Source organism: Bradyrhizobium nitroreducens (genome assembly GCF_002776695.1).
Lineage (GTDB): Bacteria > Pseudomonadota > Alphaproteobacteria > Rhizobiales > Xanthobacteraceae > Bradyrhizobium > Bradyrhizobium nitroreducens.
In genome coordinates this window covers 1,241,761-1,258,722 of sequence record NZ_LFJC01000003.1, presented here as the reverse complement: position 1 = coordinate 1,258,722, position 16,962 = coordinate 1,241,761, and the positions used below count along the sequence as shown (strand labels likewise).

At 58.8% G+C, this 16,962-nt stretch carries 15 protein-coding genes; 10 read left to right on the top strand and 5 right to left on the bottom strand.

Going from position 1 to position 16,962, the window contains the following annotated elements; genetic code table 11:
* The 4 genes from TSA1_RS06315 to gtdA form a co-directional block, all read right to left on the bottom strand.
* Nucleotides 1–1,254 (bottom strand): AMP-binding protein (locus tag TSA1_RS06315; protein ID WP_210421883.1); only part of this gene is annotated, 1,254 nt, incomplete at its 3' end.
* 29 nt (nt 1,255–1,283) lie between these two features.
* Nucleotides 1,284–2,507, bottom strand: coding sequence for an ABC transporter substrate-binding protein (locus TSA1_RS06310; RefSeq protein ID WP_430649793.1), 1,224 nt, complete (start codon nt 2,505–2,507; stop codon nt 1,284–1,286).
* A 456-nt stretch (nt 2,508–2,963) separates the two neighbouring features.
* Nucleotides 2,964–3,419, bottom strand: a complete 456-nt coding sequence (locus TSA1_RS06300; RefSeq protein ID WP_100175593.1) for a MarR family winged helix-turn-helix transcriptional regulator — start codon at nt 3,417–3,419, stop codon at nt 2,964–2,966.
* A gap of 101 nt (nt 3,420–3,520) precedes the next feature.
* Nucleotides 3,521–4,570, bottom strand: coding sequence for a gentisate 1,2-dioxygenase (gene gtdA, locus TSA1_RS06295; protein ID WP_100175592.1), 1,050 nt, complete (start codon nt 4,568–4,570; stop codon nt 3,521–3,523).
* 547 nt (nt 4,571–5,117) lie between these two features.
* Between gtdA and TSA1_RS06290 the strand changes: the two genes are divergently transcribed.
* From TSA1_RS06290 to TSA1_RS06280, 3 genes are read left to right on the top strand one after another with little or no spacing between them, the layout of a single operon-like run.
* Nucleotides 5,118–5,948, top strand: a complete 831-nt coding sequence (locus TSA1_RS06290; protein WP_245448137.1) for a fumarylacetoacetate hydrolase family protein — start codon at nt 5,118–5,120, stop codon at nt 5,946–5,948.
* Nucleotides 5,945–6,376: an acyl-CoA thioesterase gene (locus TSA1_RS06285; RefSeq protein ID WP_100175590.1), complete on the top strand. Its 432-nt coding sequence runs from the start codon at nt 5,945–5,947 to the stop codon at nt 6,374–6,376. Before TSA1_RS06290 ends, TSA1_RS06285 begins: the two co-directional genes overlap by 4 nt.
* A 6-nt stretch (nt 6,377–6,382) precedes the next feature.
* A complete protein-coding gene (locus tag TSA1_RS06280) occupies nt 6,383–7,543 on the top strand; it encodes an FAD-dependent monooxygenase (protein WP_100175589.1) in 1,161 nt (386 codons plus the stop codon).
* A gap of 108 nt (nt 7,544–7,651) precedes the next feature.
* On the opposite strand, the gene TSA1_RS06275 is transcribed toward TSA1_RS06280, so the two are convergent.
* Nucleotides 7,652–8,161, bottom strand: coding sequence for a MarR family winged helix-turn-helix transcriptional regulator (locus tag TSA1_RS06275; RefSeq protein ID WP_100175588.1), 510 nt, complete (start codon nt 8,159–8,161; stop codon nt 7,652–7,654).
* Nucleotides 8,162–8,535: 374 nt separating this feature from the next.
* Here TSA1_RS06275 and TSA1_RS06270 point away from each other — a divergent pair, with 374 nt between their 5' ends.
* The 7 genes from TSA1_RS06270 to TSA1_RS06240 all read left to right on the top strand — a co-directional run bounded on the left by TSA1_RS06270 (nt 8,536) and on the right by TSA1_RS06240 (nt 16,959).
* Nucleotides 8,536–9,417, top strand: a complete 882-nt coding sequence (locus tag TSA1_RS06270) for a beta-keto acid cleavage family enzyme (protein ID WP_100175587.1) — start codon at nt 8,536–8,538, stop codon at nt 9,415–9,417.
* 4 nt (nt 9,418–9,421) lie between these two features.
* Entirely contained in the window at nt 9,422–10,420 is a 999-nt protein-coding gene (locus tag TSA1_RS06265) for a 3-hydroxyacyl-CoA dehydrogenase NAD-binding domain-containing protein (RefSeq protein WP_100175586.1), read from the top strand.
* Complete coding sequence (locus TSA1_RS06260; protein ID WP_100175585.1) at nt 10,421–12,148, top strand: acyl-CoA dehydrogenase family protein; 1,728 nt, start codon at nt 10,421–10,423, stop codon at nt 12,146–12,148.
* 4 nt (nt 12,149–12,152) lie between these two features.
* The gene (locus TSA1_RS06255; RefSeq protein WP_100175584.1) at nt 12,153–12,962 is read left to right on the top strand and encodes a crotonase/enoyl-CoA hydratase family protein; all 810 of its coding nucleotides are present in this window, start codon (nt 12,153–12,155) and stop codon (nt 12,960–12,962) included.
* A gap of 12 nt (nt 12,963–12,974) precedes the next feature.
* Complete coding sequence (locus tag TSA1_RS06250; RefSeq protein WP_100175583.1) at nt 12,975–14,591, top strand: class I adenylate-forming enzyme family protein; 1,617 nt, start codon at nt 12,975–12,977, stop codon at nt 14,589–14,591.
* A 33-nt stretch (nt 14,592–14,624) separates the two neighbouring features.
* The gene (locus TSA1_RS06245) at nt 14,625–15,761 is read left to right on the top strand and encodes an ABC transporter substrate-binding protein (RefSeq protein WP_100175582.1); all 1,137 of its coding nucleotides are present in this window, start codon (nt 14,625–14,627) and stop codon (nt 15,759–15,761) included.
* Nucleotides 15,762–15,843: 82 nt separating this feature from the next.
* Nucleotides 15,844–16,959: an alcohol dehydrogenase catalytic domain-containing protein gene (locus TSA1_RS06240; protein ID WP_100175581.1), complete on the top strand. Its 1,116-nt coding sequence runs from the start codon at nt 15,844–15,846 to the stop codon at nt 16,957–16,959.
* The last annotated feature ends 3 nt before the right edge of the window (nt 16,960–16,962 follow it).

Below are 16,962 nucleotides of genomic sequence, written 5' to 3'. Positions count from 1 at the left end.
GGCCCGCCCATCGAAGCGACCCCGCCGCATCAGATCGGCGGTTCTGAAAAAACCGTCACTGGTCAGGCATTCGGCGGACAGCTCTGGTGCCCCGAGATAGCCCCTGAGCGACGAAGGTCCTTTGAAGCAGAGTTCCCCCAACTCGCCTTCGGCGACCTCCTCCTCGGTTCCGGGCCTCAGCAGCCGAATGCTGTCGAAGGGTGAACAAGGGCTGCCAACCGATCCGTGCCGGATCGCTTCCGGATCGCCCGGTCCGCTTGTCAGCACCAGGCCCTCGGTGATTCCGAACATATTGGTCGTCGGAACGCCAGTCGCGCGCTCGATCGGAGCGGCGCCCTGTAGCGTCAAGAAGAACCGTAGCGACGAGAGATCGAAATTCGCTAAGCCTTCGAACGAGGCAATCGCGGGCGCGTGAGGCCCGATGGTGAAGGCATGGCTCACCCTGCAGCGCTCGATCAATGTGAGGAACTCGCGTGGATTCCAGCGCGGCATCAGGACGGTGCAACTGCCGAAGATCACGGACCGGAGCAGCGCGAACATCATCCCAGCATTGTGCATGAGTGGCAGGGCCCATATGCCGACGTCTCCTTCACGTACGCCGAAGCGTTCGCACCAAACGCGTACGTGGCCCAGATATTCGGCATGGAAGCGGGGGATCAGCTTCGGCACTCCCGTTGATCCGCCGGAGAGCTGGATTACCGCGACATCTTCGCTCGAGGCGGTCAGTTCAGCGCCAGGGCGGACCGAGGAAGGACTCGTCTGCAAGGAAACGATCTCGGGATCGGCACTTCCGGTCGAGGCGAACGCGATCAGATGCGGTATCGATTTGCTCGAGGCGATCCCGCGGGCAAAGCCCGGGAGGTCGAAGGAGGACTCGCCGGCCTGGACGAAATAGGCCTTCGGTTGGGTCAGGTCGGCGAGCTTATGCATCTCCAGCTCGCGATATTGCGGAATGGTGCAGACTGGAACGAGCCCGGCCTTCAGGCAGGCAAAGAACGAAATCACGGTCTCGATCGTTGTTCCCATTTGAAACAGTGCGCGGTCGCCCTGACGCAATCCGAGGGCTTGCAGCCGGGTCGCAAGCGCCTCGGAACGATCGTCCAGTGATGCGAAGGAGATCGTCGTCCCATCGCAGATGAAAGCGGGACGATCACCGTAGCGGTCCTTTGCGTGTCTGAGCTGCTGGTCGATGCGCCGGTCGATCCAGGCGCCCGAGCGAAAGTACCGGGCCGCTTCCTCCGCGGCGGGATACACGACGCCCTCTAACGGAAGGCAAGGGCCATTCACTTGGTTGCTCCATCGATCATCGGGCATTTTCCGGTGCCAAGGGGGCGAAACGCGGCCTCGGGCGAAATCGTGTCCAGCAGAGTGTAATAGTCGTAGGGATAGCGGCTCTCTTCCGGTCGTTTCACCTGAAACAGGTAGATCGGATGGATGACCCGGCCATCCGCACGCACGGTCGTATCGCCGAACAGCGGATCATGCATCGGGGCGCGCTTCATTTCCGCCACGGCGGTCTTAGCCTCGTCGGAGCCGGCTGCCGCCACCGCGCGCAAATAGGCTAAGGTCGAGGAGTAGACGCCTGCCTGGTTCGCGCTCGGGACCTTGCCTCCCATTCGTGCGGCAAAACGTCGGGAGAAGGCCCGCGTCTCCTCATTCATGTCCCAGTAGAAGGATTCCACGAGCAGGAGGCCGCCGGCGGTCTTCAGCCCTATTGATTGGACGTCGTTGATGAAAATCAGGAAAGCAACCAGCGACTGACCTCCACGACCGAGGCCGAACTCGTCGGCCTGTTTAAGGGCGTTGACGGTGTCGGCGCCGGAATTTGCGAGGCCGATCACGTCCGCCTTAGAAGCCTGCGCGCTGAGCAGGAAGGAGGAGAAGTCACTCGTCGAAAAGGGGTGACGGGCGGAGCCCTTGACGGTGCCGCCATCGGCCACGACGAATGCCGACGCCTCGGTTTCGAGCGCCTGACCCAACGCGAAATTCGCCGTCAGAAAGTACCAGCTGCTGACGCCGCGCTTCTTCATGGCTGCGGTCACGGCACGGGCCGAGGCCCACGTATCGTTGACCCACTGAACGGTGTTTGGCGAGCAGAACTGCCCGGTCAGGTCCGAACTCGCTGTGCTCGACGCGAGCAGCGTCATGCGGGTGCCGCGCAGGAGCGAGTTCAGCGCTAGACCGACGGCGGAGTTGGGAACATCAACGATTGCATCCACCGCCTCCACATCAAGCCACCGTCGCGCGATTGCAGTCGCGACGTCGGGCTTGTTCTGATGATCGGCCGCAATGATGTCGACCTGAATGTTCTTGCCGCCACCAGCAAAGTCCTCGGCCGCCATGCGCGCGGCTTCGAGTGAGCCGGGGCCATTCGTATCCTGAAAGATGCCGGACATGTCGTTCAGCACTCCGATCCTTACGACATTGTCCGATATCTCGGCATCGGCGGCGTTATGCCAAGTCGATATTGCGGCGCAAATGGCGATCGCCATCGAGGCTTTCTTCATCATCTTGAACGTCTCCACCATCCAGCCGTTTCTCGCCGGCTTGACGGAGTATAATATAGTGCATATGCAATAGATGCAAATGCAGTGTTTTGGTGAAGGGGGCTTTAGTGAATTTCGGCCGGCTTGGGCTCGCGCGATACGGAAAGGAGCAGTCCCGACAAGTTTGCGAGCGCATTCTTCGGATGTGTAGGAGGGGCCGAGCTGCTGACCAACAGATCGATATGATGGCAATTTCCAAAATCAATAATGAGCGCGATGGCGCCACGCGAAACATGGTGCGACTCGGCGATGCTTTGAGGACCGCCGACTACTCGATCGGTTCAGGGACGCGCCTTGCTCTGGAACAGTTGCGGGCCTCGGATCGTGCGGATCGTGCGGATCGTCGAAAGCGAAGCGAATATTCCGGCGGCGCTTGCGCTACTATCGCAATTGGGCGTTCTTTAGTGGACGGATGTCTCAAAGGTTGGACTTCTTGAAATCGATCATGCGCTGATACATCGTGCGCAACAGCTTGCGGGTGTTGTCGACCTCCTTCTCCGAGAGGCCGTCGAGCATGATATTTTCATATTGAAGGGCTCGCGGAGTTAGCTCTTCGACGAGCTCTCGTCCACGATCAGCTAGTGCAACCGAAATCTCCCGTTTGCTGAGCTTGGATCGCTTCTTGGCGATGAGTCGGCGCCGCTGCATGCTTTCGGTCAAGCGCGAAAGGGTCGAGGCGTCGATGCCGGTGTGCATCGAAAGGTCTATCAACTTCTGTTCGCCAGCGTCGTGCAGCACAGTTAGAACGCGCCAGTTTCCGATCGTTAGATCCCGCTCCGCCAAATCCCGCGAAAAAACCTCATTGATGGCCGAAGCGACTCGGTTCGTTAGATAAGGTATCCGGTCCTCAAGAGAGTAGGTGAGCTTCTTCATGCGCGGCTTTTTTTCAAAGCCGCACACTACTATTGCTATCGTACTGGCGCAAGTCGGCGACTAGCTTCTTCTCAATGGGAAGGTGCCCTCATTGGCCGTCTTCACTCCTTTTCCTCGCGAAATAGTCCGAGCTTTTCGTGAACGGGGCGGTCCGAGAAAGAGAAGAGGACGCACTCACCCTTCGATGCGTGGATCCGGTATTTGCACCAGCCAGGCATCGCAAAGACGTCATTAACCTTCAGCTTGACGGACGGTTGGCCCTCGACCTCTATGCTTGCTTCGCCTTCCATCAGCACGAACACAGCACTATCAGTGGAGCGATACGACGAGGTCGAAAAGCCCTCGGGGAGTAGTCGCATAGTTGGACCCAAGGTTGGCATAACCCAGTCGCCGTTCGTGGGATTGAGGTAGCGAAGGCAGATGCCGAGATGAGGGTCGATATCCTGAGAGTTCACGAGGCGGTGCAAGGCCTCTCTTGTTCTCGAATAGGGGTAGTTGAAGACCGGAGACGTGAGAGATCCTGATCGGTACCCGACCGGAAGCAGTCCACTTCCATACCGAGCTTCTGAGTAACCTTCGGGTCGAGACGCCGTTTGGGCAGTCTCGGCGTGCTCTTCTCGAAATCCGGTCTTGAGAAATCCTACCAGCGGCACATCAAGACAATCCATCCAAATTACAGGATCAGTTCCGTCATGTCCGTGATCGTGCCAAGTCCAGAAAGGTGTGAGGATCAGGTCGCCACGCTGCATAGTTGTTCGCTCGCCGTCGACGGCCGTGTAGCCTCCGGTGCCCTCGAGCACGAAGCGAAGCGCGGATTGTGTATGGCGGTGAGCCGGAGCGACTTCACCCGGCAAAATCAGCTGTAGGCCCGCATAGAGCGTGTCCGTGATCTGCGACTTTCCGCGCAGGTTGGGATTCTCGAGAACGAGGACCCGACGCTCCGCCTCCTCAGCTGTAATCGATGCGCCCGCAGCCAATAGCTGCGGACGAACCGTCGTCCAGTGCCAGGCGCAGGGGGCAGCGATGGGACGCGGGTCTGCCGGAACAAGCCCCCTGAGCACCTCCCACAGGGGCGCCAAGTTGAGGCTATCGAGCTCCTTGTAGAAGGCGCTCCGGTCTATACTGTTTTTCAACAGGTGCTTACTGTCCATGAGTTGGTCCTTCGCTGCGATGCTTCTGTTGTTGGTTTGAAGTCCGGTTGAAGGGCAATCAAGCGTTCGACGTCCTCGGCATCAAATCGTTCGCTTAAGCAACTTGCCTTCAATCGTCGATCAATTCGGCGGCCGATCAAAGTGGTCATTGCGAAAGGTGAGCGGCAGTTTGGGCGCCGCGTATTGGCTAGCCTCAATCGGCGCTCGCGGCCTGATCACTTTGCTTCTCCGTCACGAACTAGGCGCACGGGTGTCTTGAAAGATCCCGGTACTGTCATTGCACCCTCCGAGAGGGACGATCCGACTGACAGCTGGGCGCTCGCCGTTCTGCGCATTCCGATTGCTTCTCCGAGCGTTGCGAAAATCGCGGTCCAAACATCGACTTCCACGCTATGCCGCGCCCATTCATGAGGCTCTCAGTGATTGGTCGCTCCAGTGGGGGTTGATAGTATGCTGCAAATGCAGTAATTGCAAATGCAGTAGTCAAGCCGCTGTGATCTAGTTCGTTCTGGGAGGGTTGAGAGCCATGAGAATCTGCCGATTCAATATGGATCGTCTCGGTGTCGTTGACGGAGAGACGGTTACCGATGTTACGGACGCACTCAACACCAGCCCCAAGTGGCCCCTGCCGCAGGGGGACTGGATCGTGCCTCAACTAGCCTCGCTCGCGGAGCGCCGGTCGGACGCTGGCCGCCCGAAACATTCGATCGCCGACGTAAGATTGGAAAGCCCGGTCGCGAATCCAGGCAAGATCATTGGGGCTCCGATCAATTATAAGGCCCACATCGAAGAAGCGAACGCCGATCGTGAAATCAATCAGGGAAAGACCTACACTTCTCTCGAAGAATTTGGTCTATTTCTGAAAGCAGGGAGTTCGCTCATCGGCCCCTCGGACAAGATCCACCCGCGGTTTCGCGATCGGCGGACGGATCACGAGGTCGAGCTTGCCGTGATCATTGGAAAAACAGCCAATCGTGTCTCTCGCGACAAGGCTCTGGAATATGTCCTCGGCTACACGGTGGCGCTGGACGTCACGGTTCGCGGAAAAGAGTTCCCTAGCTTTCGGAAATCGGCCGACACATACAGCGTGCTTGGTCCGTGGATGGTCACAGCGGATGAGCTTTTGAACCCCGGCGTGCTCGATCTGTCGCTCAGTGTGAACGGTGAGACGAGGCAGAAGTCAAATACGCGGATGATGATCTTCGACGTTGCCCGGCTCATCGAATACGCTTCGTCCTTCTACACTCTCTACCCGGGCGACGTGATCATGACCGGGACACCGGAAGGCGTGTCGCCGGTTTCTCCGGGCGACACGCTGGTGGCGGAGATTGAGCGGATCGGCAGGCTCGAGATGCGTGTCGGAGAGGTGCTCGATTGACCGCGTTCTCATATTCTCGACGACTGAACTGGAGTGAGTGTGATCCCGGAGGAATCGTCTTCTTTCCGAACTATGCCAAGTGGGCGGTCGACGGCCTCAACGAGATGCTCCAGGCCGGCGGTTACACGCCAAACGGCAAGTTGCCTGACGGCGGCACGGAGGGCATTCCGTGCGTTGAGTTTAACATGCGATTTTTTGATGCTCCGCATTTGAATGCCATGGTCGATCACCAAATTGTAGTTCGGCGGATTGGCAAGTCGTCCTTCACGCTCTGCCACCTGTTCTCCGGTGACGGGCGCTCCTACGCCGAGGTACTCGATACCCGCGTTTGGGCCGTGCACGGCGAACGTGGTCTGCGCAAGAGCGCCCTGCCGCCAGAGGTGCTCGCGATCCTGAATACTCGAAAAGATCCGGTAAGCGGGGAGTAATCTGCCATGTCGAACTCGCGTTCTCCCAAGATCAGAATTCTCGGGGCCGGCCCGGCCGGTCTCTATGCGTCCTACAGACTGAATCGTCTCTTCCCGGACGGTGATATCGTCGTAGTGGAGCAGAATCCGCCCGACGTGACCTTCGGCTTCGGAGTGGTCTTGTCTGCGCAGGGCCTTCAGTTCCTGGCTGATGAGGATCCAGACCTGGTCAAAGAGATCTCGGTCGGTCTGGAGTCTTGGCAGGATATCGAAATCCGGATCGGCGGCGAACGGATCAGGATAGATGGTGTGGGTTTCACGGCCATTGGCCGTATCAACCTGTTGCGCATCTTGTACGAGAAAGTGAAAAACGTCGGTATCGTACCGAACTTTGGGAAGTCCGTTGCTGATCTCTCCGAGTTTTCGGATGCCGATCTCATCGTGGCCGCCGATGGCGCAAACTCAATCGTGCGCCGCAGATATGCGGAAGAGTTCGGGACCAAAGTGGAGATGCTTACGAATTGGTTCGCGTGGTTTGGAGCTTCGCGTCCCTTCGAGGCGCTTACTCAAACGTTCATGACGACTGAGGCAGGCCCCTTCAATGCCCATCATTATCGGTATTCGCCTACCCACAGCACGTTCCTTGTCGAGACGACCGCGGAAAACTTTGAGCGCCAAGGTCTTGGGAAACGGACTGAAGATCAATCACGCTCGCTCTGTGAGAAACTATTCCAAGAGGTGCTGGAGGGAGCAGGTCTCATCTCAAACCGCTCGATCTGGAGGCAGTTTCCGAAGATCACCAACGAACGATGGTCGCACAAGAATATGGTCCTGGTAGGAGACGCGCTAAGAACCGCGCACTACTCTATAGGATCTGGAACGCGATTGGCTCTCGAAGATGTTCAGGCCCTCGTGAAAGCCATCGCCGCAACTGACGGCGATATTCGTGCGGCGTTACCATTGTACGAAGTGCAGCGTAAGCCGATCGTCGAGAAGTTGCTCGCTGCAGCGAGCCGGAGTGCCGGCTGGTATGAGCACTTCGAGGAAAACATGAAGCTACCGCCGTGGCAGTTTGCGCACGAATATATAAGCCGCTCTGGCCGGGTGGATCCCGCCCGACTTGCTTCAACCTGTCCACAGTTCGTCAAGCAGTATGACGAGTGGAAGAGCCGCAGCGGCGCCGCCTAAGTGCGAGATGCCGGTCTGTGCCGAGCATTCTTATGCCGTTGATCTTGCCCGCGTTAGACGAACGCATCGATCCCTAAAAGCAGTGCGTTGAGAAGTAAATTTGATACGTCAGCTTTCGCCAGCGTTGCTCGTGGTCGCTACCCGTTTGAGCAGAGATATGAGTTGTTGACGTTCGGTCTTCGTCAGGTTTGATGCGATCTTCTCTTCAAATCGTTTGACAGATTCATTGTAGCGGCGGAGTTCGGTTGTGCCCCTGTCCGTTAACCCTAAAGCGTAGACGCGCCGATCGCTGCTTGGTCCTGGTCCTCGCTCGAGCAGTCCCCGACTCTCGAGATCGTCGACCACCTTCACGACGCTCGGGCTTGCAATGTTTAGCAGCGATCCTAAGGCGCTTTGGCTGATTCCTGGGTTTGCTCCAATCGTTGCCAGGGCGGCGAGACGGGCGGGTGATATTCCAGGCTCCAGATGACGCGCTAGCTCGGAGTCGCAGCGAACCTGCGCGCGCCTGATGAAGTAAGCAAGTGAGTCCTCCAGCAGGTTGTGTTCCAGAAGGGAACGAGCGTGAGTTCGTGCCCCAGTATCTCGGCGACGTTGATCTTTTGCAGCGGCTTTTTGCATCGCGATATTGGCCAGTTCTCTTCGGTTGCGGAGACGCGATCCGTCTATTCGCGAGTCTAACTTGACGATGTGTCGTTAGTCGAGTAAATCATTAGCCAGGCTAACAATATATTAGGCGAGCGACTAGCTCGACGAGCTTATGCCTGCCACGCCGGTAGGGGGAGGATTTGAGGTGTCGGCCAGCACGGCGTCAGAATTTTCCAAATGAACCGGCTTTCGTCGCCATGCAAAGCGTCGTTTGGCGTGTCGTCTTCATCCGATCGGTAGTGGCGCCGGCGAGGTGAGTTGACACGTTTGCTTTGGGGTCGCTGACGCGGACGCCAGTTGAAAGCAAAGCGGGTCCGCGAGACCCCAGAGATTTTCGGGAGGATATCATGTCGAGCAACAAGATCATCGTGACGATTGCCCCGACGGGTGGCATGGCAAAGAAGTCGCAGAACCCAAATCTTCCAACGCAGCCCGACGAAATCGCCGAGTCCGTGTATCGCTGCTTCAATGCGGGAGCTTCGGTTGCCGCTCTCCATGTTCGGCGGCCGGACGATGAAGCGACCTGCAACGCCGAAATCTACCGTCGCGTTAATGCGCTTGTGAAGGCGAAGTGCAACATCGTTATCAACAACTCGACCGGCGGCGGCGTCGACGGCGACATGTTGATTGAGCGTCCCGACGGCCTCTACGACGTGAATTTTGAGGAGCGCCTGAAGGGGCTGGATGCCGGCGCTGAAATGGCGACGTTCGATTGCTTCACGGTCGCGGCGATACATGGCAGGCGCGAAATGTTGGTGAGTACAACGCCTAGCCAGTGCGATCGGCTCGCCGAGCGCTTCAAGCAGCGCGGCATCAAGCCGGAATGGGAAGTCTTCAATCCCGCTCACATCCTGCAGGACGTCACGCGGCTAATCGCTGCCGGCTACGATAAGCCACCTTATTTCATCAACATCGTGCTCAACGCCGATCGCGGATTCCAGGGGGCGATGCCCTACACCCCCGAGATCCTGCAAATGATGGTCAGGCTCATTCCAAAGGGCGCCATCTTCAACGTATCGGCGATCGGCACGGCGCAAGTGCCTGCCACGACCCATGCCATCTTGCTTGGCGGGCACGTTCGCGTCGGCCTCGAGGACAATCTGTACTACGCCAAGGGTGTCCACGCGACCAACGAAATGTTGGTCGAGCGCCAGGTTCGCATCATTCGAGAGCTCGGCTTTGAACCCGCGACGCCTGAAGAAGCAAGGCAGATGATGGGCCTGAGTTGAGGTCATGACTGTGGCGCGCGACCTGCTTCCTTTGGATGCTATTCGGGTTGTCGGTCTGGCCGGTCTCGGCTCGGTGGGGTCGGCATGGGCTGCGCTACTGCTCGCATCCGGCTATGATGTTGTCGCGTATGATTACGATCCTACGGTGGCCCGGAGCCTCGACTCCGCCGTTCGTGCGGCATGGCCGGTGCTGTCATCGCTGCGAAGCGACCTGCCAACGAAGCCACCAATGGAGAAAGTGCGGTTCGTTGGCTCTCTCGAAGCCCTTGCGGCTGGAAGTGATGCGATTCAGGAGAATGTTGCCGAATCACTCGAGATTAAACGCGAAGTAATGTCCCGAATCGATGCCGCGTTGCCATCCGATCGGCTTATCCTCTCGAGTAGCGGAGGCGTTCCGCCGAGTCGACTGCAGGAATTCTGCCGGCATCCCGAACGGGTGGTCTTGGGCCATCCATTTCACCCCGCCTATGTCATCCCTTTGGTTGAGGTCGTCGGTGGACAGCGCACCAGCTCCGAAGCCGTCGATCTGGCAATTGCGTTCTACCAGACCCTCGGGAAGCGACCGATCCGGTTACGCAAGGAGATGGTTGGCCATCTGACAAATCGTCTGCAGTTCGCGATGTTGCGCGAAGCGATTTACTGCCTCAGCGAAGGCATGGCGTCAGCGGATGACATCGATTCCGCTGTCAGGTGGGGGTTGGGTCTGCGGTGGGCGCTGCTCGGCCCGCTGATGACGTTCAACCTGGCGGGTGGTTCAGCGGGTATTGAGCAACTGATCGCCCGCTTTGGGAGCGACGTGGAAACATGGTGGGACGCGCTCGGTGCACCCCGGCTGACGCCAGACGTGTGCGCCAAGCTCTACGAGGGTGTTCGCGAGTTGCGACACGGAAAGTCGAACGATCAATGGGGTCAATGGCGCGATGGTGAGTTGATCGAGCTCCTAAAATTTCGGGGTGAGCATCCGTATCTGGCGGATGTTCTCGATCCGGTTGAGGGCACCTAAATGGATCGTGGCTATGGCTATCACGCCGAGCTGATACAACGGCATATCGAGCTGGTGCCGGGCTATCCCGGGATTCGTGACGCGCTACCCGAATTGGACCTGGGCGAAGAAACCCTTCGCGCCATATTGGGAGCAGCGGCGGAGTTCGCCGAGAGCCGACTGGTCCCTATTAATCGCGCAGGGGATTTGCAGGGTTGCAGGTTCGAAGCCGGCCGCGTTCTCACGCCGGACTGTTACAAGAATGCGTGGGAAGAGCTCACATCTGCCGGTTGGAATAGCGTCGATCAGCCGGCGAACTTCGGTGGTCAGGGCCTGCCGTTGTTTGTCAACACGGCGTGCCGTGAACTCTTTGATCGTGCATGCATGGCTATCGGCATGCTCACGGGTCCAACGCGGGCCGGGACGCAGGTGTTGCTGCAATTCGCGGATCCTCAGGTGCAGGACGAGTGGCTTCCTCAGCTTGTAGCGGGCAAGTGGTCCCTTACGATCTGTATCTCGGAAGCCGATGCTGGTTCTGACGTGGGGCGGATCCACTCCCAGGCGGTCCAAAATTCCGAGGGCCGCTGGCGCGTGACCGGCGAGAAGATGTGGACTTCTTTCGGGGACCACGACCTTGTCGAACGCATAGGTCATCTCCTTCTCGCAAGGAGCCCAGGCGCACCGCCCGGAACGGCCGGCCTGAGCCTCTTCCTGGTGCCAAACAAGGTCAAGAACTCATCCGGCGAGTGGGTCGTCAACGGAGTCATCCCTCGCCGCATTGAGGAAAAGCTAGGTCTGCATGGCTCGCCGACCTGCGCTATGGGCTTTGAGGGTGCCGAGGCGTACCTGCTCGGTCGGCAGCATCGCGGCTTGTCCCAGATGTTCGTGATGATCCAGAGCATGCGCCTGATGGTCGCTACCGAAGGCGTCGGCATGTCCTTTGGCGCGGAACAGGCGGCGCTGAGCTACGCGGCTGAGCGAAAGCAGGGGGGCGACCCATCGAGGCCGCCCGTCGCGATCAACGACCATGCGGACATTCAACGCCAGCTCCTCGCCATGGCGGGGCGCGTCGAAGTGCTTCGCGGCATGCTCTACGAGCTCGCCGTCCGAATCGATCTGGAACGGCACGGCGTTGCCGCGGACGAACGCCACGCTCGGGTTACTCAGTGGCTTCTTCCTATTGCCAAGGCGAGTTGCGCTGAAGCGGCATTTGAGATCCCGAGCGCCGCAATTCAGGTTCTCGGAGGTGCCGGATACACACGCGAGTGGCCGTGCGAGCAATGGCTGCGCGACGCGCGCATGATGTCGATCGCGGAAGGTTCGACCGGCATCCAAGCTCTCGATCTATTGCATCGGCGCCTGTGGCGTGACGACGGCGAAACGTTGGCCGCGTTCATCGACACCGCGAGGAAGGAGCTCCAAGGCGTCAGCGCTGACCTGGCGGCACCCGCGCTGCTTGTAATCGATCGTCTCAAACGTGTGGCACAGCAGCTGCTTGGCTGGCGCGAGCGTTCACGAGATGCGGAAACAGGAGCGGTCGCATTCCTTCAGCTGGCGTTTCTCGCCGTGACTGGCTGGATCGCTGTTCGACTTGCATCCAGGGCCGGCAACGATCGCATAGGCCGGCGGCTCGCTGCTGCGGGACGCTATTGGCTATCGGACATAGATGGGCGTGCGGCCCTCCTGGAACGAGATGCCCTTGCCGGCTCGGCGAAGCTGGATCAATTCCATCAAATCCTAAACGGTTGAAAACATGCCAAAACACGACAACCACATTTCGTATGAACTGAGCAATGACATTGCTCTCATCGGAATCGACCGCGCAGCCAAACGGAACGCAATGAACCAGGCCATGTTTGAGGCGCTCGGCCGCGCCGCGACAAGAGCCCAGGAAGAAGCGCGGGTTGCGGTCATCTTTAGTCATGGCGATAATTTTTCGGCGGGTCTTGATCTGGCGGAGCACTTGGATCGTGATCCAGTTTCGTCAATGCATGATTCGCGAGCGCAGCACGCGATCCTCAATCTCCTGGAGCAAGGTCGGATACCCTTCATCGCGGCGCTTCAGGGCGCCACCATTGGAGCTGGACTGGAGATAGCTGCGTCCGCACATGTGCGGGTCGGCGACGAGACGACGTACTTCGCTTTGCCGGAAGGAAAGCGCGGGATCTTCGTTGGAGGGGGCGGTTCCGTTCGCGTGGCCCGCCTCGTCGGTGTGGCCCGCATGATGGAAATGATGCTTACCGCGAGGACGCTGACCGCGTCCGAAGGCTTTAGCTGCAATCTGCTGCAGTTCATCACCCCGCGCGGCGAAGCGCTCGCCAAGGCGATTGAATTGGCTCGCGGGATTGCCAAGAACTCAGCACTGTCGAATTACGCGATCATCAACGGATTGCCGAGAATTCGCGATGCATCACATGACGATGGCTTGTTCTTCGAATCCGTGCTCGCCGCGCTCACGCTCGCTGGTCCGGACGCCAAGGCTGGACTGCGCGAATTCTTGGAGAAGCGGGCGGATCGCCTGAAGCCGGCTGTCGCTGATGCGGCCAAAACGTCTGCAGGCTGACGAGAGGCGCGTATGATCGAGAGCATTGGGCGAACGCTCTGTGATGATGACGACCAAAACACGCTCGGCTCGTTCATTGGGCGACGTCGGTGCCTTGGCGAGAAGATCGCCTTTGCCGACGCGGATCGCTCGGTCACGTTCGCCGAATTCAGTCAGCGCGTGGATAGCCTGGTTGATTCATTCCACCGGTTGGGGTTGAAACCGGGTGACCGGATCGCGCTTCTGAGCCGGAACAGCGTTGCTGCGATGGAGTGCATTGCGACCGCCAAGGCCGGTTTCATTGTCGCTCCACTGAATTGGCGATTGGCGCCGTCTGAACTGATTGCCTTGCTTCGTGATTGTGCGCCCAACGTGCTTGTTTGTGACGTGCAATGGGCCAGCGTTGCGAGCGCCGAATTGCTAGATCACGTCGCCATTCGAACGCGCATTGTTGTGGGCGCAGCGCGCGAAGGCTGGCTTAGCTTCGAAGACGTTGTGGCAATGGGGCGTGCTGACGAAGCGCATGCCGAAGCCAAGGGAGACGACACGGCATTCCTCATCTATACCAGTGGTACCACCGGCACCCCGAAGGCCGCGATGATCAGCCACCGCGGAGTGGTTGCCAATGGTGTGGCTTCGGCGCGTGAGGCGATCGGGGTTACAGCCGACGACAGAGTGCTCTGTGTGATGCCGCTCTTTCATGTGGGGGGCCTCTGCTACTATCTGCTGCCAAGCTTTATGGCAGGCGCAACGTCGATCCTGCGGCCAGCGTTCGAAGTAAATGACCTCGTCGAAAGTCTTGCGTCTCAGGCGGTCACCAATGTGCATCTGGTGCCGACAATGATCTCTGATCTGGTCGCCCATCCGCATGCGTCAAGCGCAGCCGGCAACCTCAGGCGCATCGTCTATGCGGGATCAACGATGCCGGTCGCTCTGCTCGAACGTGTCATGAAGGTATTTCCATCATGTGCGTTTTCGCAGTCATACGGTCTCACCGAAGGCGGGATCGTGACAACCCTTGGACCTGAAGAGCATCGACGCGCCGCTGGATCGGAAACTCACGCGCATCTTCTCCAATCCTGTGGGCGAGCACTATCGGAGACGGACTTGAGGCTCGTCGACGCGAATGGAGAGAATTGCAAGGCCGGTCTGCCGGGCGAGGTCCTGGTACGAAGCGGGCGGATAATGAAGGGTTACTGGAATCTGCCCGAAAAGACCGCGGAGATATTCTCCGGCGACTATCTGCGCACAGGTGACATCGGCTGCTTGGACGCCGACGGATACCTTTATCTCGTCGACCGCAAGAACGACATGATCGTTACCGGAGGAGAGAATGTCTTTCCATCCGAGGTGGAACAGGTCCTTTATCGTTCTCCCGATGTGGCGGAGGCGGCGGTCTTCGGAATAGCGGATGCGCGCTGGATTGAGAAGGTTGTCGCCGCGGTTGTGCTTCGAGGCGGCTCTGACGCTACGCCGGAGACCCTCGCGAGGTTCGCGCGGCAGCACCTTGCTTCCTACAAGTGTCCCAAGGCGATCTTCATCGTCCGAGATCTGCCGCGCAACGGAGTGGGCAAGATTTCGCGAAAAGACCTTCGACAAGTCTTTGGCGAGGGCGATCCGAAGAGGAGCGGCCGGTCAACGGCCACGTAACTCACATTTCAGCCGCAATCCAACGGAGTCATCATGAAGTGTATTCGACATGCCGTGCTAATCGCCTTGCTGGCCACCGTTCCCGTGCCAGCCATGGCTCAAGTAACCGTCGGCGTGATTACCGCGGGTACCGGACCTGGAGCGTCACTTGGGATACCGTACAAGAATATGTTCGCGGCGTTGCCGAGCACTCTGGGCGGAGAGCCGGTGAACTATATCGTGCTGGATGATGCGACCGATTCAGCAGCAGCCGCACGCCTCGCGCGCAAGCTCGTAACGGAGGACAAGGTCGACCTCATTATTGGATCCGGCAATGTCCCGACAGCCGCCGCGATCAGTTACGTCGCGTTGGAGACCAGGACACCGCAAATTGCACTGTCGCCACTGAGCGGAGAGCCGGCAAAGAATCCATGGGTGTATTCTGTGTCCCTGCCAACGACATTGCAGCTAGGGGCAATTGCCGACGATATCGTCGCGCGAGGCGCAAAGCGAGTGGGATATATCGGATTCAGCGACGGATGGGGAGACCAGGTTTACGGCGCGCTTATGGAGCATGCGCGCAAGAGTGGCTACGAAGTCGTGACCAACGAGCGATACGCTCGTCTTGACACCAGTGTGACGAGCCAAGCGCTAAAGGTCATCGCCGCCAGGCCCGATGTTGTCGTTCTCGGGGGGTCTGGCACCCCTGGTGCGCTTCCCCACACAACTCTCGTGGAGCGGGGTTACAAAGGTCAGATTTATCATACGGCAGCCGTCGTCAATCCTGATTTTCTGCGCATAGGTGGGAAGGCGGTTGAGGGGGCTTTGGTTGCCGCGGGGCCCGTGGTCGTTGCTGAACAGTTGCCGGACGACAATCCCGTCAGGAGGGCCGGTCTAGAGTTCACGAAGGCGTACGAACCCAAATATGGGCAGGGCAGCCGCAACTCTTTCTCCGCTTATTCATGGGACGCGTACCTCATTGCTGATCGAGCTGTAACGGCTGCCCGGCAGAAGACAAAGCCCGGCACTGCGGAGTTCCGACAAGCACTTAGGGATGCGCTCGAGGATACGAAGGAGCTCGCTGGCGCTCAGGGTGTCTATACGATGACGCCCACCGATCACGCCGGTTCTGACAAGCGGGCTGTTGTGCTCCTGCGTATCAAAGATGGTGCGTGGGTTCTGAACAAGTAGAGACCCGTCTCCGGGCGCGGATGGTCATCTGCAGGCGCCCGCCAGAAAAACTCGGCTAATTGAGAAGAGCAGGGAGGAGTAGATGAGCAATGCAGTCATGCAAGCGGCGCGGCTTCACCAAATCGGGAAACGCTTTCAGGTCGATCAGGTTCCGATGCCGCAACCGCGCGACACGGATGTGCTGGTACAGGTGAAAGCTGCCGGCATAGTGCCGAACCTACGCAACGTAATCACACACTATCCAACTTGGTTTCCCTATTTGCCGCTTCCGAAATTGCCCGCAATCTATGGGCTGGATTCCGCGGGGGTTGTCGTAGCAGTGGGAAGTCGCGTTCGCAGCGGTGTTAAGCCGGGCGATCGGGTTTATGTCAATCCTGGACTGTCCTGTTCGAGCTGCGCCGCGTGCCGTGGTGGCAATACCATCAACTGCTCGTCCTACACGTTCATGGGCTATTTCGGCTTTGGAGCTGGCTCTCAAAAAGTCTTCGAAGATTATCCCTACGGAGGTTTCGGTCAGTACGTGACGGCGCCGGCGGCGAATATCGTCGAGCTTCCCGAAAGCGTGAGTTTCGAACAGGCGGCCCGCTTCGGTTATCTGGGTACGAGCTATTCAGGTCTGCGCAAGGCGAAGCTTGAGGCAGGGCAGACGGTCCTGATTGATGGTGCGACCGGGACTCTGGGGCTCGGGGCGGTGCTTTCGGCACTCGCGATGGGTGCTTCAAAGGTGTTCGCCACCGGCCGCAACACCGCGCTTCTGCAAAAGCTTGAGTGCGTAGATAAGAAGCGAATCCAGGTCATCGCGCTAGGAGAAAAGCCCGCATCGGAAGTGGTGATGTCGGCAACAGACAGGTTCGGCGTTGATGTCGTCGTTCAGGCGCTCGGCGCCAACGCGCCCGCGGCGACCATTATGGATTCCATCAACGCGCTTAGAAAAGGTGGGGTGATCGTGAATGTCGGTGGCGTCGCCGAGACGCTACCTATTGATCCAATCATGATGATGGTGCAGCAGAAGTCGTTCGTCGGCTCGCTCTGGTTCACGACTGCAGAAGGACAGGCGATGGCTACGATGGCCGACGCAGGATCCCTGAACCTCGATGTCTTTGAGCACGAGCGCTTCGGAATTGAGGCCGTCAACGAAGCCCTTGACGCTGTGGAACAGCGCACCGGTGGGTTCACGAACATCGTCGTGAACCATTAGCGG